General features: G+C 68.7%; 21 protein-coding genes, 2 pseudogenes and 1 CRISPR repeat array. Of the genes and pseudogenes, 15 read left to right on the plus strand and 8 right to left on the minus strand.

Translation table 11 applies throughout. The features are described from left to right. Nucleotides 1–176: 176 nt before the first annotated feature. A complete protein-coding gene (locus ABZU32_RS06640) occupies nt 177–875 on the minus strand; it encodes a CBS domain-containing protein (RefSeq protein ID WP_354842854.1) in 699 nt (232 codons plus the stop codon). A gap of 790 nt (nt 876–1,665) precedes the next feature. Between ABZU32_RS06640 and ABZU32_RS06645 the strand changes: the two genes are divergently transcribed. The 3 genes from ABZU32_RS06645 (at nt 1,666) to ABZU32_RS06655 (ending at nt 3,936) form a co-directional block, all read left to right on the plus strand. Further along, nucleotides 1,666–2,277 carry a CHRD domain-containing protein gene (locus tag ABZU32_RS06645; RefSeq protein WP_354918088.1) on the plus strand — a complete coding sequence of 204 codons (612 nt, stop codon included), beginning with the start codon at nt 1,666–1,668 and terminating at the stop codon, nt 2,275–2,277. Between the two features lie 436 nt (nt 2,278–2,713). Next, nucleotides 2,714–2,965, plus strand: a complete 252-nt coding sequence (locus ABZU32_RS06650) for a cation-transporting ATPase (RefSeq protein WP_354918090.1) — start codon at nt 2,714–2,716, stop codon at nt 2,963–2,965. An 86-nt stretch (nt 2,966–3,051) separates the two neighbouring features. After that, nucleotides 3,052–3,936, plus strand: coding sequence for a hypothetical protein (locus ABZU32_RS06655; RefSeq protein WP_354918093.1), 885 nt, complete (start codon nt 3,052–3,054; stop codon nt 3,934–3,936). A 245-nt stretch (nt 3,937–4,181) separates the two neighbouring features. On the opposite strand, the gene ABZU32_RS06660 is transcribed toward ABZU32_RS06655, so the two are convergent. The 4 genes from ABZU32_RS06660 to ABZU32_RS06675 all read right to left on the minus strand — a co-directional run bounded on the left by ABZU32_RS06660 (nt 4,182) and on the right by ABZU32_RS06675 (nt 8,161). Next, nucleotides 4,182–5,564, minus strand: a complete 1,383-nt coding sequence (locus ABZU32_RS06660) for an NAD-dependent succinate-semialdehyde dehydrogenase (RefSeq protein WP_354918096.1) — start codon at nt 5,562–5,564, stop codon at nt 4,182–4,184. Between the two features lie 59 nt (nt 5,565–5,623). Further along, nucleotides 5,624–6,259 carry a nucleoside monophosphate kinase gene (locus ABZU32_RS06665; protein ID WP_354918099.1) on the minus strand — a complete coding sequence of 212 codons (636 nt, stop codon included), beginning with the start codon at nt 6,257–6,259 and terminating at the stop codon, nt 5,624–5,626. 397 nt (nt 6,260–6,656) lie between these two features. Continuing rightward, the gene (locus ABZU32_RS06670) at nt 6,657–7,502 is read right to left on the minus strand and encodes an LLM class F420-dependent oxidoreductase (protein ID WP_354918103.1); all 846 of its coding nucleotides are present in this window, start codon (nt 7,500–7,502) and stop codon (nt 6,657–6,659) included. 320 nt (nt 7,503–7,822) lie between these two features. Beyond that, nucleotides 7,823–8,161 carry a hypothetical protein gene (locus ABZU32_RS06675; protein ID WP_354918106.1) on the minus strand — a complete coding sequence of 113 codons (339 nt, stop codon included), beginning with the start codon at nt 8,159–8,161 and terminating at the stop codon, nt 7,823–7,825. 964 nt (nt 8,162–9,125) lie between these two features. Between ABZU32_RS06675 and ABZU32_RS06680 the strand changes: the two are divergent. The 11 genes and pseudogenes from ABZU32_RS06680 to ABZU32_RS06730 all read left to right on the plus strand — a co-directional run. Further along, nucleotides 9,126–9,329, plus strand: a pseudogene (locus ABZU32_RS06680) (Hsp70 family protein); the annotation flags it as partial. A gap of 80 nt (nt 9,330–9,409) precedes the next feature. Beyond that, nucleotides 9,410–10,384 carry a J domain-containing protein gene (locus ABZU32_RS06685; RefSeq protein ID WP_354918109.1) on the plus strand — a complete coding sequence of 325 codons (975 nt, stop codon included), beginning with the start codon at nt 9,410–9,412 and terminating at the stop codon, nt 10,382–10,384. Further along, nucleotides 10,381–10,692 carry a chaperone modulator CbpM gene (locus ABZU32_RS06690; RefSeq protein ID WP_354835993.1) on the plus strand — a complete coding sequence of 104 codons (312 nt, stop codon included), beginning with the start codon at nt 10,381–10,383 and terminating at the stop codon, nt 10,690–10,692. Before ABZU32_RS06685 ends, ABZU32_RS06690 begins: the two co-directional genes overlap by 4 nt. Then, nucleotides 10,683–13,301: an ATP-dependent chaperone ClpB gene (gene clpB, locus ABZU32_RS06695; RefSeq protein WP_354918112.1), complete on the plus strand. Its 2,619-nt coding sequence runs from the start codon at nt 10,683–10,685 to the stop codon at nt 13,299–13,301. The genes ABZU32_RS06690 and clpB overlap by 10 nt, the downstream gene beginning before the upstream one ends. A gap of 2 nt (nt 13,302–13,303) precedes the next feature. Next, nucleotides 13,304–13,747: a thioredoxin gene (trxA, locus tag ABZU32_RS06700; RefSeq protein WP_354918115.1), complete on the plus strand. Its 444-nt coding sequence runs from the start codon at nt 13,304–13,306 to the stop codon at nt 13,745–13,747. Further along, complete coding sequence (locus tag ABZU32_RS06705; RefSeq protein ID WP_354918118.1) at nt 13,731–15,404, plus strand: FAD-dependent oxidoreductase; 1,674 nt, start codon at nt 13,731–13,733, stop codon at nt 15,402–15,404. Before trxA ends, ABZU32_RS06705 begins: the two co-directional genes overlap by 17 nt. Nucleotides 15,405–15,431: 27 nt before the next feature. Continuing rightward, nucleotides 15,432–15,881: a DUF1931 family protein gene (locus ABZU32_RS06710; protein ID WP_354835985.1), complete on the plus strand. Its 450-nt coding sequence runs from the start codon at nt 15,432–15,434 to the stop codon at nt 15,879–15,881. A gap of 190 nt (nt 15,882–16,071) precedes the next feature. Then, nucleotides 16,072–17,223 carry a glutathione-independent formaldehyde dehydrogenase gene (locus ABZU32_RS06715; protein WP_354918122.1) on the plus strand — a complete coding sequence of 384 codons (1,152 nt, stop codon included), beginning with the start codon at nt 16,072–16,074 and terminating at the stop codon, nt 17,221–17,223. A gap of 75 nt (nt 17,224–17,298) precedes the next feature. After that, nucleotides 17,299–17,544, plus strand: a pseudogene (locus ABZU32_RS06720) (hypothetical protein); the annotation flags it as partial. Nucleotides 17,545–17,618: 74 nt separating this feature from the next. Beyond that, nucleotides 17,619–17,807 carry a hypothetical protein gene (locus tag ABZU32_RS06725; RefSeq protein ID WP_354918717.1) on the plus strand — a complete coding sequence of 63 codons (189 nt, stop codon included), beginning with the start codon at nt 17,619–17,621 and terminating at the stop codon, nt 17,805–17,807. A gap of 416 nt (nt 17,808–18,223) precedes the next feature. Then, complete coding sequence (locus tag ABZU32_RS06730; protein WP_354918125.1) at nt 18,224–19,258, plus strand: hypothetical protein; 1,035 nt, start codon at nt 18,224–18,226, stop codon at nt 19,256–19,258. 115 nt (nt 19,259–19,373) lie between these two features. Here ABZU32_RS06730 and ABZU32_RS06735 read toward each other — a convergent pair whose 3' ends face one another. The 3 genes from ABZU32_RS06735 to ABZU32_RS06745 form a co-directional block, all read right to left on the minus strand. Further along, nucleotides 19,374–20,549, minus strand: coding sequence for a zinc-dependent alcohol dehydrogenase (locus ABZU32_RS06735; protein ID WP_354918128.1), 1,176 nt, complete (start codon nt 20,547–20,549; stop codon nt 19,374–19,376). Continuing rightward, nucleotides 20,546–21,088 carry an SRPBCC family protein gene (locus ABZU32_RS06740; RefSeq protein ID WP_354918131.1) on the minus strand — a complete coding sequence of 181 codons (543 nt, stop codon included), beginning with the start codon at nt 21,086–21,088 and terminating at the stop codon, nt 20,546–20,548. Before ABZU32_RS06740 ends, ABZU32_RS06735 begins: the two co-directional genes overlap by 4 nt. 600 nt (nt 21,089–21,688) lie before the next feature. Continuing rightward, on the minus strand, nt 21,689–21,832 hold the full coding sequence (locus ABZU32_RS06745) for a hypothetical protein (RefSeq protein ID WP_354918134.1): 144 nt from the start codon (nt 21,830–21,832) through the stop codon (nt 21,689–21,691). 143 nt (nt 21,833–21,975) lie between these two features. Here ABZU32_RS06745 and ABZU32_RS06750 point away from each other — a divergent pair, with 143 nt between their 5' ends. Beyond that, a complete protein-coding gene (locus ABZU32_RS06750) occupies nt 21,976–22,188 on the plus strand; it encodes a hypothetical protein (RefSeq protein WP_354918136.1) in 213 nt (70 codons plus the stop codon). Between the two features lie 212 nt (nt 22,189–22,400). Further along, nucleotides 22,401–23,874: direct repeats of the CRISPR family, unit length 29 nt; unit sequence CGGCTCACCCCCACGGGCGTGGGGAGGAC. The last annotated feature ends 1 nt before the right edge of the window (nt 23,875 follow it).

A 23,875-nucleotide genomic window follows, 5' to 3' on the forward strand; every position in this document is an offset into this window, starting at 1 on the left:
GCCGAGCCGGCCCGCGACTCCGAGCCTGAAGCCGTGAACGCGGCAGCCGCTGACGTGAAGGGGCGGACGCGAAGACAGACCCCGCGCCCGCCCCCTGGTTCACGGCCGCGTCGCGCGGTGCCCCGTGACCGCGACCTCGTCGAGGACTCCGCGCCGGAATCAGGCCGGCTCGGCCCTCATTTCCGCCCGGCGGTCACGGTGTCGTCCTGTCGCCACCGCAGTTCGTCGAGCACGTCCACCACGCCGTTGACCCGCCCGATCATGGCCACGATGGTCCGGGCCTCGCTGTGATGGGCGATCTCACCGCCGACGGTCACCACACCCTGCGACACCGAGACCCGGACCCCTGAGGTGTCCATCCACAGGGGGCCGCTGAGGATGTCGTCGCGGATCTCGGCGGCGATGTCGTCGTCGGTGCGCGTGAAGACCTTGAGCACGTCGTGACGGCTGACGATGCCCACCAGCAGACCTTCCTCGTCGACCACCGGCAGCCGTTTCACCCCGTGCACGTCCATGGCCCGGGCGGCGGCCACCACACTGGCGTACGGCCTGCAGGTGATCGCCGGCGCGGTCATCAGCTCGGCGGCCGTCTCGCCGCGCGCCTTCTCCTCCGGGTCGGAACCGCCGCCGATGCGCCGGCGCAGCCTGGCCCGCAGGGGAGGCCGGTAGTCCTCGCCGTAGTAGCGCTGCCTGAACTCCTCCTTGCGCAGCAGATCGGCCTCGGAAAGGACGCCGATCACGTGTCCTTCGCCGTCCACCACCGGCACGGCGCTCACGCCGTGGCGCACGAGCACCTCGGCCACGTCCTTGAAGGGGGTGCTGCCGTTGACGGATGCGACCTGCCAGGTCATCACGTCCCGCACCTTCTTGTGCATGATCGGCTCCCTCCGGGCGCCGGCGTGGCGCCCGTCTCTCGCTGCGAGCGTCCCCGTCCGCGGCAGCGCCCACGCCCCGCCCACGCTCCTCTTCATCGAATCGTGGAACGGGATCAGCAGCGAAGAGACGAAGGTCCCCGTGCCCCGAGACATTCGGCCCCACCGGATCCGGATGGGGACCAGGCCAGGCGGCTCTTCTGAGGGTGGAGCCGTCTCGGCCACGTGGTCCACGAGCCGGTCGTCCCCCTGGGCGTGCGCGACTCGCGGTGCTGCACCGTGAACCTCGGGGGTCCGGAGCAGGTTGCGGTACCGGGCGGGAGTGGTGATCCGGCGGCGGCAAAGATCACATTCGAACCTGTGTACGACTCTGTGGAAACTGTGGATAACCCGCGGCATGCCGGTCCATCGACGGAGCCCTCACGTCCGGCACAACGCTCGCCACTCGATCTCGAGATCGACGCGCTGGTGGCGGTAGGTCAAGGGTGGAGGGCCGCCTGCTGAACACGGTGGATGGCGCGAGCCGGAGATCATGTTCCGTGACGCACGGCATGGAAGTGCCGCGAATCGGCGAGCGCCCACCCCCGTGCTCTTGAGGACGCGGATGGCAGAGCTGCCCTGAATCGCGGGCGCCGCGCCGTGGTGAGTGGGTGATGGGGCGCGATGTGTGCCGTTGTGCACGTAAGCGGCGTTGTGTGGATTCGTACGTATAGACGCGGCGACGGTCGGCCTAACGTCTGGGATGTCCGAAACGAGCGATTCGGCGCCTCCCTCGCACGAAAGAAGCTTTGTGATGAACGTTCAGCAGACCACCGGTACCGCCCCCTCCTGGAAGCGTCTGGCCGGCCGTGTCGCGGCCGGCGCGGTGACCGCGGTCCTGGCCGTTGGGATCGCGGCGATCCCGGCAGGCGCGGCGACCAGCCCGGCCGCGACCTCCGCCGCATCCGTGTCCGCCGTGTCCGCCGTGTCCGCCGTGTCCACGGTTTCGGCTGCTGGGCATGTGACGGTGAAGCCGAGGAGCTACTACTTCGGTGCGGTGTTGCTGGGCCGGAATGAGGTGCGTGAGCCGGGTAAGAAGGTGAACGATCGGGATGGTGTCGCGGTGGCGAAGTTCCGGATTCAGGGGAACCGGATGTTCTACTTGGTGCAGTGGAAGCGGACGGGTAGGCCGACGGCGTTCCACGTTCACCGGGGTAAGGCCGGTGTGAACGGTCCGGTGGTGATCGATCTGCTGCACGATGGGACGATCCGCGGTAATTCCGCGTTCGGTTCGGTGCGGGTGAAGGACCTGAGTGTGCTGGCGGGGATCAAGAAGAACCCGGGGAACTGGTACGCCAACATGCACACCAAGCAGTTCGCCGACGGCGCCGTCCGTGGCCAGCTCCTCAAGACCGGCCGCTGGTAACCGGTCACCCGCGCGGAATCACGCACCGGTTCGGCAGGTCATAGGCCGGGGCCGATCCGGCCGGCTCGCGACCCGGGCGTGAGGTGAAAAACGAAAGCCCACGTCGTGACGAATAGAGATGTGGCCGGAGGCGCGTAACGCCTCCGGCCACATCGCCTTTCACGGATCCCGTACGACCTCGTATCCCGCTTCCACCACAGCGGCGACGGATCAACCTCTCCATGACGGGCACGGACGAGCGGGCGATGGCGTCGGAGGCCTCCATGATTCCGGCCTCGGCCTCGAGGCCTCCTAGATTCCGGCCGCAGCCTCGGGGCTGCCCTTGCCGATGGCCTCCGCGACGCGCTGAATCAGGAGCTCCAGAAGTAGCGACACCTCATCTCTTCTCTCCACAGTACCCTAGGGGGGTACAGTATTCCCATGCATTGCATCGGCGGTGACGGTCGTCGCCGAGGGCAAGCTCGAGGAGAAGCCGATGAGCGTGGTCATCTGCACGGTCAAGGGCATGACCTGCGGCACCCGCGTGAACTTCGTCAAGGAAGAGGCGGCGGCGGTGCCCGGTAGGACGAATGTCGAGATCGGCCTGGCCGGCGGCTCGCTGATCGTGGAAGGCGGCGGCTTCGTCGAGAAGACGCCGGTCATGGCCGCATTCCACGAGGCCGGCTACGCAGTGGCGGGTCGGCCATGAACGCCGGCGTCAGGTTCGGCGGATACGTCCTGGGCCTTGCCGTGGTCTTCGGTGGCGCCCTTGGCCTGGGAAAGGCGGTAGGACCGGTGAAGAGCACGTCCGAGGGACACAACGCGGCGCACGTCCCGGCGAAGAGCGCGACCCGCGAGGCGACGATGGCCGGGCGACCGGCGGAGGATACCCCTGGGGGGCTCCAGGTGGCCCAGAGTGGCTACACCCTCACGCCACTCACCACGGGCGTCAGGCCGGACGCGGCGACCGACTTCCGCTTCACCGTCACCGGCCCCGACGGCCGGCCGGTCACCGATTATCAGGTCGAGCACGAGAAGAAGCTCCACCTGATCGTCGTGTCCCGCGACCTGCGCACATTCCAGCACCTGCACCCCACTCTGACCTCTGACGGCATGTGGTCGGTCAAGCTCACGCTGCCAGCCGCGGGCGCCTACCGCGTTTTCGCCGACTTCGCGCCCGCCGGTGGCAGCGCGATGACGTTGGGCGCCGATCTGCTGGTGGCAGGCGATTATGAGCCGAAGGCCTTGCCGGCGGTCACTGGCGAGGTCGACGTCGACGGCTACTCCGTCGGCCTCGGCGGCGACCTGACTCCCGGACGGTCGAGCAGGCTGACGTTGCGGGTGACCAAGAGGGGGGAGCCGGTGACCGATCTGGAGCCGTACCTCGGCGCCTATGGGCACCTGGTGGCCCTGCGGGCCGGAGACCTTGCGTACCTGCACGTCCATCCCGACGGCGCGCCCGGCGACGGCCGCACCAAGGCCGGACCCGAGATCGTCTTCCATGCCGAGGTGCCCAGCGACGGCGACTACCGGCTGTTCCTGGACTTCAAGCACGAAGGACAGATCCGCACCGCCGGCTTCACCCTGCGCTCCGCGCGGACGGCGGCTCAGACGCCGACGAGTCCCGAACCGGCGACCGCCGACCCCGAGCCCAGCGGGCACGGCGACCATGGCCACTGAGCGAGAGAACGAGAAGGTGACGTGTCGTCAGACAGAGCGTGATGTCCACCATCTAGAGTCCGAGGACGCTCGGCCGGGCCGTCTCCGCCTTCTTCCGATGTGGACAACGCCGCAGACGGAGTCGCACGCGATAACGGGTCGGTCGCCCGCGGCCGGGCGCATCGACATTGATAGGTGCTACCACAACGACACTCCGTCGGGCCCGGCGCATCTCCAACCTTGGTAGCGCTCGTGGCCGGGCATGCTCACGGCGCGGCGTCGAGCGGAACGACGTCGATCAGCTTCTTGTTGACGAACTCCTGGATGCCGAGCCAGGACAGCTCCCGCCCGTAACCGGATTGTTTGATGCCACCGAACGGCAACTCGGGCGCGGTCCAGGTGGGATGGTTGATGAAGACCATGCCGCTCTCGATGCGGTGAGCGATCTTCTTGCCGTGCTCGATGTCGGAGGTGAAGACCGCGCCACCGAGCCCGAAGCCGGTGTCGTTGGCGATGGCGATCGCCTCGTCCTCGTCCCGGACTCTGAAGAACATCGCCACTGGGCCGAAGAGCTCCTGGCCGTAGACCGGGTTGTCGCGGCTCACGTCGGTGAGGATCGTCGGCTGGACGAACGCTCCGGCCTCCGGCACCGGGGGGCCGACCTCGGTCGCCCGGGCACCGTGCTCGACCGCCTCGGCCACCTGCGCCTTCAGCTTGTCGGCGGCCGACTGGGATGACATCGGCGGCAGGGTGGTCCGCTCGTCCATCGGGTCCCCGGCGACCAACCCGCTTATGGCCGCGATGAACTCCTCGAGGAACTTGTCGGCGATCTGCTCGTGGATGAGGAGCCGCTTGGTGGCCACGCAGGACTGCCCGCAGTTGTTGAGGCGGCCCCACGCGGCCCAGTGGACCGTCGGACCCAGATCGGCGTCGGGCATGGCGATCAGCGGGTCGCTGCCGCCCAGTTCGAGGGTGGTCCTCTTGATCGCCTTGCCGGCGCGCGTCGCGATGACACTGCCCGCCTGCTCGCTGCCGGTCAGGGCCACCCCCATCACGCGCGGATCGTCGATCACCTTCCCGACCTGCTCCTTGGTGACGAAAAGGTTGGTGTAGACGCCATCCGGCGCACCGGCCTCGCGGTAGAGATCCTCGAAGGCCAGCGCGGACCGGGGTACGCCCGACGCGTGCTTGACCATGACGACGTTGCCCGCCATCACGTTGGGGACCGCGAATCGCGCCAGCTGGTAGTACGGGAAGTTCCACGGCTGCACGCCGAACAGGACACCTAGCGGGCTGCTGACGACGACCGCCTCGCCCCTACGCGTGTCGATCGGGACCGGCTTGAGGAAGTCCTCGGCGTTGTCGGCGTAGTAGTCGAAGATGTCGGCGCTCAGGAGCACCTCTTCGACGCTCTCGCCGATCCGCTTTCCCATCTCCAGGGTCAGCAGGCGGGCGAACTCGTCCCGCCGCTCACGCAGGATCCGGGCCGCGTGTCTGGTGACGGCCGCTCGCTCGTCGAAGCTTCGCCGACGCCATTCCCCGTACGCCGACCGAGCACGTGACAGGGCGTCCTCGAGTTCCGCGTCGGTGATCTCCGGGAACGTGGCGACGACCTCACCACTGTAAGGATTGACCGATTGATAAGGCATGATTCCCCCCCGAATATGCCTAATCGGGTTTTATGCCCGCCTTGCCGACGGCCGAAACGTTAAGAGGGGAGCCCAAGGAGCGTACGGATCTCCTCCTGGACGATGTCCAGATCGCGGTTCGCGTCGACGACGAAGACCGGAGCCTTGTGCCGGAGCCGGTCCAGCAGGGCGGCGATGCTCTCCCGATGGTCGTTGATCCGGGCAGTGAGCGCTTCCGGGGTGTCGTCCTCCCGCGCCTCGAGGCGGCCGCCGCAGGCGCAGACGCCCTCGCGCCGGGGCCGGCCCCCGATGAGGTTGTAGTCGAGGCCGCAGTCGCCGCACATCCGTCTGGACAGCGCACGGTCGCGAGCCTGCGCATCGGGCACGTCGAGGCAGATGACGGCGTCGACGTCGTACCGCTCGAGGAAGAACTCCGCCTGCCGCCGGTTCCGCGGGAATCCGTCAAGGACGAACCCGTGGTTCCAATCGTGCTGCTCCAGGCGCTCACGCATGATCCCTTCCACGAGGGAGTCATCGACCAGCCGGCCGGCCGCCATGGTCTCTCGTACGCGTGCGCCGATCTTGGTGTGATGGCCGACATGCCACCGGAGGATGTCCCCGGCGCTGATCCGCACGAGATCGAAGTCCCGGGTCAGCATGGCGGTGTGGGTGCTCTTGCCGCTCCCCGGCACCCCTACCAGCAGATATTTACGCACCGTAAGACCATCACACACCTGTGTATCGCGCGCCAGCAGGACGCCCGGGGAGGGGCGGCGAGAGCCGCTCGCTTGCGCGGCGTGAGCCAGGGGACGCCCGAATACGCGAGACGGGACGGGATGCTCGCCGAGGACGAGCTGTTCTACGTCACGCGTAACGCGATGACCGTCCAGTCCGCCGAACGCGACTACCGCTCGATGTCCGAGGGCTGGACCTCCACAGACCGAACGGCAGAGCCACTACTTCCGCGCGCATGGCGGACCAGTTCGACGCCGTCATCCACATCGACGAGACGCGAACCGTCGAACCGTCGAACGCACCGGCCGATGGGAACGCGGCGAGGCCCCCGAGACTTACCCTTTCGCGGTCTGAGGACCGGCCGCAGGTCAGAACCCCTCACGCGCTGAACGAGCCGGCGACCGCCGCGAGCTCGTCTAGCGTCTGGTACGTCTCCTCGGCCGGCAACGTGGGCAGATCGAAGAGCACCCGGTCGACGCCGGCGTCGGCGAGCCGGGCGACGGCCTCACGCTCGCTCGGCACGGCGTAGACGGACACGGGGACCCGGCCCCGGCCGGCCTCCATGGCGCGTCGCTCCAGCTCGGCGATCCTGTGGGCGATCTGCTCGGGTCCCAGTCCGTACGTCGGCATCCAGCCGTCGCCGTACTCCAGCGTGCGGTCGAGCGCCTTCGGCCCGTTGCCACCCACGACGATCGGCGGATGCGGGCGCTGTACGGGCTTGGGCCAGCAAAAGATCGGATCGAAGTTCACGAACGTCCCGTGGTGCTCGGCCTGGTCCTTGGCCCAGATTTCCTTCATCGCCTGGACCCGCTCGCGCAGCAGCGTCATCCGGGTCTTTGGGTCGGTGCCGTGATCTCGCATTTCCTCCAGGTTCCAGCCAGCCCCGATGCCGACGGCGACCCGGCCCGCGGAGACGTGGTCGAGGCTCGCGATCTCCTTGGCGGTGGTGATGGGATCCCGTTCGACGAGCAGGAGGATGCCGGTGCCGAGCCGTAGTCGCTCGGTCACCACGGCCGCCGCCGTGAGGGTCACAAACGGGTCGAAGGTCCGGTAGTACTTCCGCGGCAGCCCGTCGCTCTCAGGCCATCGCGACTCGCGGCTGACCGGGATGTGGGTGTGTTCGGCGACGAACAGCGACGCGAAGCCGCGCTCCTCCAGCGCCTCCCCGAGCCGCGCCGGTGCGATGCCCTCATCCGTCACGAACGTTGCGACCCCGAACTCCATCTGGCCCCCAGTTGTCCCTAGAGCGACTCATTCCTACGCGGGCTCATCGGCAAACGGGGTGGAATGGAGTCCGGGTTCTCGTTGTCCCTGGAGATCCCCGTATGAACGTCGCGGGGTGAACGTGGACCTCAGACGGTTGAAGGTCAGGCTCAGCCGTGTCCTCGGGGTGGCGCCGACGCCGAAGGCGGCGCGTGCGATGGAGCGCCGGCCGTCCCGTCCCGGTCAGCACGGGCGCGGGTGGATCAAGGACACGGACTACAAGACGCGGCTGCTGGAGACGCCCGGGGGCAGCGCCAGGGCGCCGACCGCGCCGGCCGTCGTCACGGCCCGCCGACCGCCGGCAGGTGCGGAACCGATGCACGGCGCTGTTCCGGGCTGGTCGTGACCCGTCGGCGCGGCTGGTCGCTGTCCAAGAGTGCGGGCAGGCTGTCGCGGCGCCCTTCGATGATGGCCCTGACGCCCATGGTGCCGCAGTTGGGACAGATGATCTCGTCGCCGGTGGGGGGCAGAACCGGAACACCGTCGAGCCGGTAGAAGGCGAACGTCGCGCCGACGTCGTCGCTCACGTACTGCACGTCGTAGTCCGCCGTCCAGGTGTGCCCGCAGCGCCCGCAGACGAATCTGTAGCGTTCCACGGCGACTTCGACCAGCATCGTCATCGCCGTCACCCCCCGGCGCTTCGTGAACTTCCCTTCATCGTTCCCGCCACCGGCTCTCGCGCACGCGCCGGACCGTTTCTTGACCGTGCCGGATCCTGGCCCACTACCGGGACGATGAGCAGTGACCCATCGCTGCGTAAAGATCTTGATCTACAGGTATTGACGGTCGCTCCTGGCTGGTGAAGCGAGATCACATCGACGGACTCGGGGAGGGAGGGCGGAAGATCCTCTCCGCGACCACGGGCGGGTCAGGCCCTATGAGCCCGGCCCTCGCCTGCCGCCTGCATTGTTTGATCCGAAAATGGGCATTCGAGGGTTTCGTGGGAGCGATCCGGGCCATTTCACTGGATGTAGAGGTCAGAGGTCGTGGGGCCGCTCTTTGGGCTGTGGCCGACGGCGCGTGACCGAGGCTCCACGGCAGCGGAACAGTCAACCGCAGAGGTTGGTCCATGAGAATGGACCATGCGTCCATCGTAGGGACGGTCTGCGGTGGTGAGAAGAAGGTGCTAGGCCGCTGGACGCTCGGCTGCGCGCTGTTCACGGGCGCGCGAGCTCCGGTGTATGGATCGGGCTGCTGGTCGGCCCGGTGTCCCTCATCGCCAGCCCTGATCGTGGACCCTGGGTTCCGCGATGGTGTTCGGCCTGACTTGGGGCGCGATCGGCTACGCCATGCAGCGCAGGGCGTTCGTGTCACTGCCTGCGGTCGTGGCCGGCAGCTACGAGATCTTGGTGGCCCCGGAGTTCGTGTTCAACTCGCATGGGTGGCCGCAAAGACCTTCGAATAGGCCGAGGCGGACGGTCGCGGGGTCGGGTTCGCGCATACGGACCTCCTGGCCGGGAGCGTCCGACGGCGCATTGCGGGATCAGCGGAACCGGGCAAGGGAGGGGCCGAGAAGAACGCGCGGGAATGGCAGGGGATAGGGCGATGGCGAAGGCGGTAGGCATCGATCTGGGCACGACGAACTCGGTGGAGGAGATCGCGGCGCTGGTGCTGAGGAAGCTCGTGGCCGACGCGGCGAAGTTCCTGGGGGAGAAGATCACCGAGGCCGTCATCACTGTGCCCGCCTACTTCAACGACGCTCAGCGGCAGGCGACCAAGGACGCCGGGAAGATCGCCGGCTTGGAGGTCCTGCGCATCATCAACGAGCCGACCGCGGCCGTCGTCGCCGTCATACGGCCCGGCTACGGCGACGGCCCCGACCAGCTGCGTCCCGCGTCGGTCGTCGTGTCCACCAAGGCGGAGGACTGATGGCCGATCGCGACTTCTACGACATCCTCGGGGTGCCGCGAACGGCAGGCCCCGAGGAGATACAGCGGGCCTACCGCAAGCTAGCGCGCTCCTATCATCCCGACGTCAACAAGGACCCCGAGGCCGAGGACCGTTTCAAGGAGGTGTCGGAGGCATACGACGTGCTGTCCGATCCCGACACTCGGCGGCGCTACGACGCCTTCGGCCGGGACTTCCGGCAGGTGCCCGAGGGAGTGGACCCGGCGGCGTACGCCCGGACCGGGGCCGGGGCGGGCACAGGAGGCCGGGCCGGATGGGCACGCCGTCCGGCCGGGCAGGAGGTCCGGTTCGACACTGGAGAGGGCATCGACTTCGAGGAGCTGTTCGGCGGCATGTTCGGAGGGCGCGGGGGACGTGCGGGCCGCCGTTGGGGTCCGATGCCCGGCGCCGACCAGGAGGCCGAGTTGCCGCTGACGGTCGAGGAGGCCTACCGCGGCGGCCACCGCACGATCACCCTTCCCCACCGCGGCGGTTCCCGTCCGCTGGAGATCACGATCCCCCCGGGCGTCCGTAACGGGCAGCGGATCCGGCTCGCGGGTCAGGGCGGCGAGGGCGCCGGCGGCGCGAAGAGCGGCGACCTCTACTTGATCGCGCGAATCACTGATCATCCCCGCTACCGCGTCGAGGGACGGGACGTCCATGTCCGGCTTCCCCTCACCCCGTCGGAGGCCGCGCTGGGCGCGACCGTGGCGGTCGAGACCCCGGGCGGGGAGGCGAAGGTCAAGGTTCCGCCTGGTTCCTCCTCCGGGCGCCGCCTGCGCCTGCGGGGGCAGGGCATGCCCAACCCCCGCGGCGATCCCGGGGATCTGTTCGCCGAGGTCCAGATCATGGTCCCTCGCACGCTGAGCGCCGAGGAGCGCCGCCTCTATGAGCAACTGGCCGACGTCTCCGGCTTCAACCCGCGCTCCGCATCGGACGGGAGGACCCGGCCATGAGCCATCTCCTCGTACGGCTCCCGCTCCTGGACCTGGAGTCCTTCGCACGGGCGACCGGTCTGCATCCGGAGTTGGTGCGCCGCCTGGTCGCGCTCGGCCTGTTCGATGCCTTTCGCGACGCGACGGGGGACCTCTGCTTCCCGCCCTCCCAGCTCGCGGCCGCCGGGCGCTTCCAGCGGCTGCACACGCAATTGGCCGTCAACTACGCCTCGCTGGGCCTGGTGGCGGACCTGCTCGACCGCATCGCGGAGCTCGAAGCGGCTCTGCGGACCCGCGCGAGAACTCCCGGAGGTGTGCCATGGACGTGAACCGCCTCACTCAGAAGTCACAGGAGGCCCTGCAAAGCGCGCAGACAAAGGCGACCCGCCTCGGGCACACCGAAGTCGACGGCGAGCATCTCCTGCTCGCGTTGCTGGAACAGTCCGAAGGGCTGGTTCCCCGCCTGCTCTCAGCCGTCGGCGCCGGCGTGGACAAGCTGACCCTGGAGTTGGAGGCCGAGTTGGAACGCCGGCCCCGCGTGACCGGTCCCGGCGCCGCACCCGGCCAGGTGTACCTGACCCAGCGGCTGTCCCGCCTGCTGGAGGCGGCCGATCGAGAGGCCAAGAGGCTGAAGGACGAGTACGTCTCGGTCGAGCACCTGCTACTGGCGTTGCTCGACGAGGGGCCGGACACCGCCGCCGGGCGGCTGCTCAAAGCGCACGGGGTGAACCGCGAGCGCTTCCTGGAGGTCCTCACACAGGTGCGCGGCAACCAGCGAGTGACCTCTGCCAACCCGGAAGTCGCCTACGAGGCTCTGGAGAAGTACGGCCGCAACCTGGTGACCGCCGCCAGGGCGGACAAACTGGACCCCGTTATCGGCCGCGACGGCGAGATCCGCAGGGTCGTGCAGATCCTGTCGCGCAAGACCAAGAACAATCCCGTTCTCATCGGCGATCCGGGAGTCGGCAAGACCGCGATCGTCGAGGGCCTCGCCCAGCGCATCGCCCGCGGTGACGTCCCGGAGGGCCTGAAGGACAAGACGATTTTCAGTCTCGACGTGGGCGCCCTCGTCGCGGGGGCGAAATATCGCGGGGAGTTCGAGGAACGCCTCAAGGCCGTGCTGACCGAGGTCACCTCGGCGGAAGGGCGGATCCTGCTGTTCGTCGACGAGGTCCACAACGTCGTCGGCGCGGGTGCGGCCGAGGGCTCCATGGACGCAGGGAACATGCTGAAGCCGATGCTGGCCCGCGGCGAACTCCACATGATCGGCGCCACGACGGTCACCGAATACCGCAAGCACATCGAGAAGGACGCCGCGCTGGAGCGCCGCTTCCAGCCCGTCTTCGTGGACGAGCCGTCGGTGGAGGACTCCGTCTCCATCCTGCGCGGCCTGCGCGAGCGCCTCGAGGTGTTCCACGGGGTGAAGGTCACCGACAGCGCCATCGTCGCGTCGGTCGTCCTGAGCCATCGCTACATCAGCGACCGCTTCCTGCCCGACAAAGCGATCGACCTGGTCGACGAGGCGTGCGCGATGCTCCGTACGGAGATCGACTCCATGCCGGCCGAGCTGGACGAGCTGACGCGCCGGGTGATGCGCCTGGAGATCGAGGAGGCGGCCCTCGCCAATGAGGACGACCCGGCGAGCCGGACCCGCCTGGAGGCGTTGCGCGCCGAGCTCGCCGATCTGCGCGCCCAGGCCGACGCCATGCGTGCCCAGTGGGAGGCCGAGCGGCGCGCATTGCACAAGGTGCAGCAACTGCGCCAGGAGATCGAGGTGGTCCGGCGCGAGGCCGAACAGGCCGAACGCATGTACGACCTGAACCGTGCCGCCGAGCTGACGCACGGCAGGTTGCCCGAGCTGGAACGCAAGCTGGAGGCCGCAGAGACGCAGCTGGAATCCAAGCACGGTGCGGGGCGGTTGCTCCGTGAGGTCGTGACGGAAGAGGAGATCGCCGGCATCGTGTCCCGCTGGACCGGCATCCCGGTCAGCAGGCTCCAGGAAGGCGAGCGGGAGAAGCTGCTGCACCTCGAACAGATCCTGCACGAGCGCGTCATCGGTCAGGACGAGGCCGTGCGGGCCGTCGCCGACGCGATCATCCGGGCGCGCTCCGGGATCAAGGATCCGCGCCGGCCCATCGGCTCGTTCATCTTCCTCGGTCCGACCGGCGTCGGAAAGACCGAACTGGCCAAGACTCTCGCCGAGGCGTTGTTCGACACCCAGGACAACATGGTCCGCGTCGACATGAGCGAGTACCAGGAGCGCCACACCGTCAGCCGGCTGGTCGGCGCCCCGCCCGGGTACATCGGGTACGAGGAGGGCGGCCAGCTCACCGAGGCCGTACGGCGCAAGCCGTACTCGGTCGTGCTGTTCGACGAGATCGAGAAGGCGCACACGGACGTCTTCAACACCCTGCTGCAGGTGCTCGACGACGGGCGGCTCACCGATGCCCAGGGCCGTACGGTCGACTTCCGTAACACCGTGATCATCATGACGTCCAATATCGGCTCGCACTTCCTGAGCGAGAAGGCCGGTCCGGCGGGCGAGATCGACCCCGAGGTCCGCGAGATGGTGATGGCCGAGCTGCGCGCGCGGTTCCGGCCCGAGTTCCTCAACCGGATCGACGACATCGTGCTGTTCAAACCGCTCACCGAACCGGAGATCGAGCAGATCGTGTCACTGATGTTCACCGAGATCAGGATGCGGCTCGCCGAACGCAGGATGACGCTGGAGGTCACACCCGAGGCCGTGCGCTTCATCGCCGAGCAGGGCTACGACCCCGTCTACGGCGCACGGCCGCTGCGCCGCTTCATCGCCCGCGAGGTCGAGACCCGTGTCGCCCGCGCCCTGGTCGCCGGCGACGCTCTCGACGGCGCGGTCATCCGCGTCGGAATGACCGGCGGCGCACTGTCGGTGACGTATGAGAATCCGGAGGTCTGACCATGCGGTCACAGACCAAGGACGCGAGCGTCGTCCGATGCCCGAAATGCGGGCGGAAGAACCGGTTGCCCAATGCTGCGTCGGGATTCCCGCAGTGCGGCTACTGCCACCAGCCGCTTCCCTGGGTCACCGAGGCCGGGGACGGTGACTTCAGCGAGGTCGTCGAGGCGGCCCGGATTCCGGTGGTCGTCGACTTCTGGGCACCCTGGTGCGGGCCGTGCCGCATGGTCAGCCCGGCGCTGGAGCAGGTCGCGGCCGATCTGGCCGGCCGCCTGAAGCTGGTGAAGGTGAACGTGGACGAAGCGCCCAGGCTCTCGGAACGCTTCGACGTACAGGCCATCCCGACGCTTGTCGTGATCCATCAGGGCCGGGTCCTCAGCCGGCGATCGGGCGCGGCGCCGGCTCCCGTCCTGCGCGAATGGGTGGACCATGCGCTGGCCGCCTGAGCTCTGCGAGACGCCGGACCCGCAAGGGGCTTACCCGCGGCTGAGCGACGCGCAGCTCCAGGCGCTGGCCCCGCACGGCGAGCGGCGCCGGGTCCACCAGGATGAGGTCCTGTACGCGGAGGGCCTTCCGTGCGCCGAGTTCTTCGCGGTCCTGGCCGGCAAGGTGGCGACGGTCGAGGGATTCGGAGTCGACGATCAGGTGATCGGCGTCCACGGGGCAGGCCGGTTCCTGGGAGAGCTCAACGTGCTCACCGGCCAGGTGGGCTTCGTCACCGGCGTGGTGGCCGAGGACGGCGAGGTCCTCGCCGTGCCGGCGGACGCGCTGCGCCGCCTGGTCGCCGGGGAACCGGCACTCGGCGACCTCATCCTGCGGGCCTACCTCATCCGCCGCACGATGCTCATCGGACTGGGGGCCGGCTTCCGCATCATCGGCTCCCGCTTCTCGGCCGACTCCCGGCGGCTGCGGGAGTTCGCGGCACGCAACCGGCTGCCGCACCGGTGGATCGACCTGGAGCAGGACCAAGAGGCAGAGCGGTTCCTGCGGAGCATGGGCGTCACCCCGGAGGAGACCCCGGTCGTGATCTGGCGTGGTGAGACGGTGCTCCGCAACCCGAGCAACGCGGAACTCGCCCGGGCGATCGGGCTGTCCGCACCACGGGTACAGGAGGAGACCCACTGCGACCTGCTCGTCATCGGGGCCGGGCCGGCGGGACTGGCGGCGGCGGTCTACGGGGCGTCGGAGGGCCTCGCGACGATGGTCCTGGACAATGTCGCGACGGGCGGCCAGGCGGGCACCTCCTCACGGATCGAGAACTACCTCGGCTTCCCGTCCGGGATCTCCGGCGGTGAGCTGGCGGAGCGGGCGGCGATCCAGGCCGGCAAGTTCGGCGCGCGCTTCTACGTTCCCGCACAGGCATGCGGACTGCACCTGAACGCGGGCGATCACATCGTCACCGTAGGGGAGGGAGGAACGATCCACGCGCGCACTCTGATCATCGCGACCGGCGTCCGCTACCGCAGGCTCGACGTGGGGAACCTGGAAAGGTTCGAGTCCACGAGCGTCTACTACGCGGCGACCATGTTCGAAGCCCAGATGTGCGAGCGGGACTCGATCGTCGTCGTGGGCGGAGGCAACTCGGCCGGTCAGGCCGCCCTGTTCCTGGCCCGGCACGCCGCGTGCGTCCGGCTGCTCGTGCGGGACGAAGCGCTGTCCAGGAACATGTCCCGCTACCTGGCCGTCGAGATCGAACGGCACCCCCGGATCCAGACCATGCTGAACACCGAGGTCCGGGAGCTGATCGGGGAAGACAGGCTCGCCGCGGTCATCGCCGAGAACAACCGCACCGGCGAGCGTTCCACGATCGAGGCCCGCGCGATGTTCATCTTCATCGGCGCGGAGCCGTACACCGCCTGGCTGGCCGACGAGATCGCGCTCGACGCGCGGGGCTACATACTGACGGGCGCGGACGCCGGCCGGTCGGGCAAGGAAGGCGTGCCCGACTCCGTCGGCCGGCCGTTCCCGCTGGAGACGAGCAGCGCGGGCGTGTTCGCGGCCGGGGACGTGCGGAGCGGGTCGGTCAAGCGGGTGGCCGCGGCGGTCGGTGAAGGCGCCATGGCCGTACGGCTGATCCACGACTACCTCCAGGCTGGAGAGTGACTCCGGGCCGGAAGGAAGGAGACCTCCATGGTTGTCATGGCGGTGTCGAAATTCGAGCGCTTCTTCCGCAGCGCCGCAGGTGTCGATGTCGACAAGGACGACCTGCGGCGCTACGGCGACTTCGTGAACGACAAGGTATACGACCTCCTGGTGATCGGTCAGGCCCACGCCAAGGCGAACGGTCGCGACATCATCGAACCCTGGGATCTGCCCATCACCAAGGGCCTCCAAGAGAGCATCCACCGGTTCCGTCTTCTCGATGAGGACATCGAGCTGAAACCCATCCTGGAGCAGCTCGCCGCGTTGCCTCCGCTCGACCTGTCGGTCGCCGAGGAGACCGTCGGCCGCTTGCCCGAGATCGTCGGTGGCCTGTCAGTGGCACTGGCTCAGACTTTCACGATCGTGGATCCGGATGTGAAGAACCCCGCGACCGAGCAGTGGGAGCGCACGACAGGTGTCTTCGACCTGCTGCTCTGAGGCGATCGGGACCGCCTCGGCGATCAGCTCCGAACGCCCGGCGAGTTCGGAGCCGCGTCCTGCCAGGGGCGCGGTCATGGCGAGCAGGGAAGGAGGCACGAACCGTTGACCCACTGTACGGCGAAGAACCTTCAATCCCGTCGCTGACGGGTAAGGCGATCCTTCGCAGTCAAACGCATGGGGAGGAATCATGAGAGCAGTCGTGTACAACGGACCTCGGCAGGTCAACGTGGAGCAGGTCCCAGACGCGCGCATAGAGCGGCCCACCGATGTCCTGGTCCGCATCACCACGACCAACATCTGTGGGTCGGACCTGCACATGTACGAAGGCCGGACCGACTTCGAGACGGGCCGCGTCCTCGGTCACGAGAATCTCGGCGAAGTGGCCGAGGTCGGATCGGCCGTCGACCACGTCCGCGTCGGCGACGTGGTCTGCATGCCGTTCAACATCGCGTGCGGCTTCTGCGCGAACTGTGAAAAGGGCGTGACGGCCTACTGCCTCACCACCAATCCTGAGCCGGGCATGGCCGGGGCGGCGTACGGCTTCGCGGACATGGGGCCCTACAACGGCGGCCAGGCCGAGTTGTTGCGCGTGCCGTACGGCGACTTCAACTGCCTCGTCCTTCCGGACGACGCGAAGGAGAAGCAGAACGACTACGTGATGCTCGCCGACATCTGGCCGACCGGCTGGCACGCGACCCAACTCGCCCAAGTGGAGGCGGGCGACTCGGTCGTGATCTACGGGGCGGGGCCCGTCGGGCTGATGGCCGCCTACTCCGCGACGCTCAAGAGCGCGAGCAAGGTGATGGTCGTCGACCGTCACCCCGACCGGCTCGCCAAAGCCGAGGAGATCGGCGCGATCGCGATCGACGACTCCCGGTCGTCACCGGTCGATCAGGTCATGGAGCTCACCAAGGGCCTGGGCGCCGACCGGGGCTGCGAGTGCGTGGGCTACCAGGCGCACGACCCGCAGGGGCACGAGCACCCCAACATGACGCTCAACAACCTCGTCCGATCGGTCAAGTTCACCGGGAGCATCGGCGTCGTCGGCGTTTTCATCCCCACCGACCCCGGCAGCCCGGACGATCTCTACAAGCAGGGCGGGATCGCGTTCGACTACGGGATGTTCTGGTTCAAGGGCCAGACGATCGGCAATGGCCAGTGCAGTGTGAAGCGCTACAACCGGGCGCTCATGACACTCATCCACGAAGGGAAGGCCCGGCCGTCCTGGGTCGTCTCGCACGAACTGGACCTGGACGAGGCACCGGACGGCTACGAGCACTTCGACCGGCGGGATCTCGGCTGGACCAAGGTCCTCATCCATCCCGGCGAGCTCAGCTGACAAGCGGCGCCCGGACCACCGCCGCGAGTGCACGGCATCGTGCCGACCAGCCCAGGGCGAAGGCCGGCCGCCGTAATGGCGCTTCCGAAGGCCCCCATCAAGGGAGGTGATGATCATGAGCGACGCTCGCACGCTCAAGAGCGAGCTGTTCGAGGCCTTCAACGCCCACGATCTGGATCGTATTCTGCAGTGCCACGGCAAAGATGGGGTCCTGGTGAACCAGAGGGCGTCGCGGAAGGACACGACCAGATCGCCTCGTTCTACGAGGAGATCTTCAAAGGGTTCTCGGATCTGCGCATGACGGTCTGGCACATAGTGCTCTGCGCCGATCCCGCGGTGACCGAATGGATGCTCACCGGCACGCATGACGGGCCTTTGGCGCTGCCCGGCGGGGGGTGCTGGACGGAACCGGCCGTCCCGTCGCCGTTCGCGGCACCAGCAACTGCTCCGTCGGCAACGACAAGATCATTACTCATCGGATCTACTATGACCAACTTGAGCTGTTCAGCCAGCTTGGTGGCGAACTCGTCTGCAATGATCGTTTATCATCCGCCGACGAGGGACGGCCGTCGCCCGGCGACTGAGGATTCGATGTCGCCAGCCGTTCGGCGTGGCTGTCGGGCGGCTCCGGGGGCGCCCGTCCGACTCTGCTGACGGTGGTCCGCCGCCGATTCCGGGCCGCCCGTCGGCACCGCGGAAGGGCGATCAGCTCGTCCGCCGATGGGTACCGAGTGCCGCGCCTTCCTCGGTACGAAGCGCTCACCGAAAGGGTGCGCCATGCCGGTGAACCTACTCGCCGACAGCAACGCGGCCGCTTCAGCGGCGCCTCCGGCGACGCCCGGCTAGACGGGTTCTTCCACCCGGACATCACCGCGCGTCGGCAGTCGATGGCCGCCAACGGAGCCTGTAACGGCGAGGAGCGCCAATGGCCACTAGTGATCAGCGTCGGCCGGAGATCGTCGTCGGACTTGTGGCGACCCCGCCGGACTACCCGGCCCTGGTGGTTGCGCGGCTCACCGCCGAACTGGCCGACCGGCTCGCCGAGCAGGTGGACGCGGACGTGCGGTGGATCGTCCGTGAAGGCTGGGGTGAAGTGGCTCCGCGGCGCGACGGCGGCGTTGAGGGGCTACTCGACGATCTTGCCCGCCGGCGCGCCGACGCCCGGTGGGACGTCGCGATCTGCCTGACCGACCTGCCGCTGCACACCGAGCGGGTGCCGCTGGTCGCGCAGACGTCCGCCCGGCGCCGAGTCGCGATGGTGTCGCTGCCCGCGCTGGGGCTGCGCCAGCTGCGAGCGGTCCGCGCAGCCGTTCCGGGTCTCGTGGGCCGGCTACTCACCGACGCTACCGAGGAGCGGGTGCTGCTGGCCGGTTGGGCGCCGGCCGAGCTGACCGGCCAGGTCGCCGCCATTCACCGGGTGGTCGGCGAGGCTGATGCCGGGGAACTGGGCTACGTCGCCTCGCGGCTGCTCGGCCGGCTGCGGCTGGTGACCGGAATGGTCCGGGCCAACCGCCCGGGGCGCGCCCTGCTGGGCCTGTCCAAATTGCTGGTCGGCGCCTTCGGCACGGCCGCGTTCGCGCTCACCACCGACACCATCTGGCAGATGGGCGATGCGCTCGGCGGACTCCGCCTCGCCGTGATCATGATTCTCGGGCTGACCGCGCTGGTGGCCTGGCTGATCGTCGCGCACGACCTATGGAAGAAACCGGACCAGGAGACACCGGCTGAGCTGGCCCGGCTGTTCAACCTGGGCACGATCCTCACCCTCACCCTGGCCACCGCGGTGTCCTATCTGGTGCTGTTCGCCGGAACAATACTCGCAGCAGCGCTGCTGATCGACACATCCGTGCTGGAACAGACCCTGCAGCGGTCGGTCGATTTCACCGACTACCTGATACTGGCCTGGATCATCAGCTCGCTGGCCACCGTCGGCGGCACGATCGGCTCCGGGCTGGAGGACGAGGAAACGGTGCGGGCCGCCGCTTACGGCTACCATCCCGAACCCGGCGGCTGGCGGGACGAGAAGGAGGCATAGTTCCCGCCCCGGGGCAGGGCTCCTCCGCACTGCCGGACGGGCACCGCAGACCAGCGCCGCCGGATAGACCCGCATCCGGCCAACACGCTCGCCGCGGGTCGGATGCGGGTGGTCGTCAGGGTTTGAGGACGACCTTCTCGCAGTTGTCCTGCTTGTTCTTGAAGAGCTCGAAGCCGCGTTCCGCCTCGTCGAGCGGCAGCCTGTGGGTGATGACCCGGGTGGGATCGAGCTCTCCGCGCTCGATGCGCTGCAGCAGCGGCTTCATGTAGCGCTGCACGTGGCATTGCCCGGTACGCAGGGTCAGCGCCCGGTTCATCCACGCGCCGGCGGGGAACTTGTCCAGCAGGCCTCCGTAGACGCCGATCACCGAGACCACGCCGCCGCTGCGGCACGACAGGATCGCTTGGCGCAGCGCGTGCGGGCGGTCGGTCTCCAACCTCACGGCCTGCTTGATCCGGTCGTACGCGGCGATGTGCGCGCTGCCGTGGGTTGCCTCGAGGCCGACCGCGTCGATGCACTTGTCCGGTCCGCGACCACCGGTCAGTTCCAGCAGCCGGGACCGTACGTCGACCTCCTCGAAGTTCACCGGCGTGTGGCCCGCCCGTTCGGCCATCTGCAGCCGGTACGGCTCCTTGTCGATGGCGATGACCTTCGCGGCGCCGAGCACCCGGGCGCTGTCCATGGCGAACTGGCCGACCGGACCGGCCCCCCACACCGCCACCACGTCGCTGGACTGGATGTCGCACATCTCGGCACCCATGTAGCCGGTGGGCAGGATGTCGGAGAGGAACAGCACCTGCTCGTCGGTTAGATCGGACTCGATCTTCAGCGGACCGACGTCGGCGAACGGCACCCGCGCGTACTGTGCCTGACCGCCCGCGAAGCCGCCGGTCAGATGCGAATAGCCGAAGAACCCGGCGACCGGGTGACCGAACATCTTCTCCGCGATTCCGGCGTTGGGGTTGGAGTTCTCGCAGCAGGAGTAGAGCTCGGCGGCGCAGGCGCCGCACGCGCCGCAGGCGATCGGGAACGGCACGACGACCCGGTCCCCGATGCGCAGCCGATCCGGATCGACGCCCGGGCCGACCTCGATCACCTCACCCATGAACTCGTGACCCATGACGTCGCCGTCCTGCATCGTGGGCACATACCCGTCGACCAGGTGCAGGTCCGAGCCGCAAATCGCGGTGGAGGTGATCCGTACGATGGCATCGCGCTTGTTCAGGATCCTCGGGTCCGGCACATCACGGACCTCGACCTTGTTGCGGCCCGCCCAGGTGTTCGCCCTCACTCATCCGCTCCGTTCACGAGCTCGGAGTCCGACAGCGGTTGCGCCGGACGCTGCGGGAACTCCTTGCGGGCCCGCTTGCCCCACGGGGCGCCGTCGGAGCGGACCACCTCGCCGGTCTCCAGCACCTGCTTGAGTCGGCGCAGGTCGTCGTCGAGCTGCTGATGCGGTTCCTCGCCGAAGTACTTGGCGATCGCCTTGCCGACCGTGCCGCCCGGAATGTCGTACACCAGAACAACCTGCACCTCGGTGCTCACACCGTCCGGGGCCGGCATGAACCGGACCGTGCCGGTGTTCGGCACGTCGGCGTTGCCGATCGACCGCCACACGATCTTCTCGCTGAGCGCCTCGTCGACGATCTCCGCGTCCCACTCGACGTCCTTGCCGAACGGGGCGCCGGCGACCCAATGGCTCGTACGGTCACCGGTGGCGCGGACCTCATCGAGATGCGCCATGAACGTCGGCAGGTTCTCAAAATCGCGCCAGAACGCGTAGACCTCCGGTACGGGTTTGCGAATGGTCGTCGTGGCCGTCAGCTCCATGGATCCTCCTCCGTATGCCCCGCACCGCCGGCACGGAGTCCATCAGCTTCGCCCGCTAGCCGACACGCCGGTCAGCAGGCCCACCACCGTGATCCGACGACGACGCCGGTGACACCGACAAGCCGCCGCCTAATGCGCGACACGGTGGGCGATGGCCATCCGAGCGAGGTCAGGTTCACCACGTCGCCCACGACCCAGGGCACGGATGGATTGATCCTGTGCCTACCCCTCGGGATTCCACCCAACCCGCCAATCGACCGCTGCGCGTGGATCGCACGGTTACCTGGGCCGCCGCATAACGAGCTTTGGGACAAGCCGTGGGACGGTCGGTCAGTGGCGGTGGGACGGCTGTCGCGAGAGCTGCGTGGCCGTGGAGCGGTCGATCTTGAGACGGCTCAAGCGACGGGGACGCCGTCGTCGACCAGGCGGCGCAGGGCGCCCAGCTCGGGGTGCCGTTACCGAACCCCAAACGCCGATGATCACGTGGTCTGAGCTGTGAAACGCCGCTTGAGGCGACCGAAGGAAACCGGTGTTAGTCGGTCGGCCCGGCCGGAGTTATCGCCGTTCACCGTTTCGCTGCAGGTCGCCGCCCTGCGGCGGTTAGTGGGCCCGGCGTCGTGCGGCGGGGGCGGCCTCGGCGGTGATCTGAGCGGAGGTCTGTTCGCCCAGCTGGACGTACCGGCCGAGGCTGCTCAGGTGCAGATGCCGGGGCCTGGCCCCGAAATGCGGGGGCGGTACGTCCATCGGCGGCCAGGTGCTGGAGGGCCGAATGCCGCAGCTGGTGGAGCGTTCAGCCGATTCGGTGCGGGTCGAGGGCCGCGGTGGCCTGCTTGAACAGGTATTCGGCACGCGGGTAGGACAGCCGGCCGCGCCCGGTGGAGGGGCAGATGCCGGCGACTGCGGGGGCGCGTGGCCCGGTGGTAGGAGCGCGCCGGTCGGCGAGGAAGACCGGCCCGGAGGCGCGGGCGCGCAGCAAGGACCCGTTCGCGCAGGCCGTGCCGGTCGTCGGTGAACAGCTTGCCCAGCCGGGCGCGAGGGATGGCGCGGTCGCCGCGGCGGGCGGGCACTGGCCCAAGCCCGACAACGGCGAGCACCCATGACGCAAAGGCACTCCCCGCGCCCCCACAAGCCCAAGCACCAAACCAGACGCAGCCCCAGAACAACAAAGTGGAGGCCCGGATTTCTCCTGACCTCCACATGTGCACAAGGTTGGTGTCCGAGGGGCGACTCGAACCCTTCGCCCATCTCCTCGGCTCCCAACCGGAACCTTGGCTAGATATGGAATGACCGCCGTGGGCACGGCCGAGGCTGCCAACTAACCCCCACGTGGAGGACCAGCGCTGTGGTCTGTGCGAGGCGACGATCAGCGGCTCACCCCCACGTGCGTGGACAGGACCGTTCCGGAACTCGCACGGTCCCTCCCATACCGGCTCACCCCCACGGGCGTGGGGAGGACGGGCAGGCCGACGGCGCCGCCCAGTTCGACCTCGGCTCACTCCCACGGGCGTGGGGAGGACGCATAATCCTCCGCCTCCATGACGTGTCCGCGCGGCTCACCCCCACGGGCGTGGGGAGGACGAGCAGCACGGTTGTCAGGTCCACGCGGCGCCGGCTCACCCCCACGGGCGTGGGGAGGACTCACGCGAGTCGAGCGCGAGCCCGCCGATGTACGGCTCACCCCCACGGCGTGGGGAGGACCACGGCGATGCCTGGGCGGCCGTCTGCATGTACGGCTCACCCCCACGGGCGTGGGGAGGACGCTCCCCGGCTCCGGCCCCGGACGTGATTTGCGGCTCACCCCCACGGGCGTGGGGAAGACAATGGCGGCTCGATCAAGGCGGCCCTTCTGGGCGGCTCACCCCCACGGGCGTGGGGAGGACGTGGCCGTCCAGTGCGCCATCGCCTCGTCCAGCGGCTCACCCCCACGGGCGTGGGGAGGACACGCCGGCCATCACCCCGGACACGGCGCCCAGCGGCTCACCCCCACGGGCGTGGGGAGGACGGCCTGACGACCATGCTCGGCCAGCTCGGCGTCGGCTCACCCCCACGGGCGTGGGGAGGACTGCACGATCAACACGAGAAGGTCGAACGGGACCGGCTCACCCCCACGGGCGTGGGGAGGACCCGACGCTCGGCCAGGTCAACACGCGCCATGACGGCTCACCCGCAACGTGTGTGGGAAGGACCCCTGGGAGTCGTGGGCCATGCGCAACTTGGACGGCTCACCCCCACGTGCGTGGGCAGAACGAGTGCGCCGGTTCGGGAATGGCTGCGGCGGCTCACCCCACGGGCGTGGGAGGACGGCGCGTCACCGGCGACCTTCTTCGCGTACTCCGGCTCACCCCCACGGGCGTGGGGAGGATGCGTACGCGCCCACCAGGGACAAGCCGCGGATCGGCTCGCCCTCACGGGCGTGGGGAGGCCCCGCGCACGGTCATCGACGGCGACCGGATCTACGGCTCACCCCCACGTGCGTGAGGAGGACTTCTCCGGGGAGAACTTCAGACGATGGTGGGCGGCTCGCCCCCCATGTGCGTGGGGAGAACCTGACCAACGACGTCAGCCCGGCGGGCGAGGTCGGCCCACCCCCACGAGCATGGGGAGGACGGGGCGAAGCCCTTCTTGATTTCCCGCCAGCGCGGCTCACCCCCACGGGCGTGGCGAGGACGACCGGGTCATCGTGCAGATGCGTGACAACACTGGCTCACCCCCACGGGCGTGGGGAGGACCCTTCGTTCAGGCCAGTTACCCGCACGACACCGGCTCACCCCCACGTGCATGGGGGAG

Source organism: Sphaerisporangium sp. NPDC005288, assembly GCF_040607475.1.
In the GTDB taxonomy this organism is placed as follows: Bacteria; Actinomycetota; Actinomycetes; order Streptosporangiales; family Streptosporangiaceae; genus Sphaerisporangium; species Sphaerisporangium rhizosphaerae.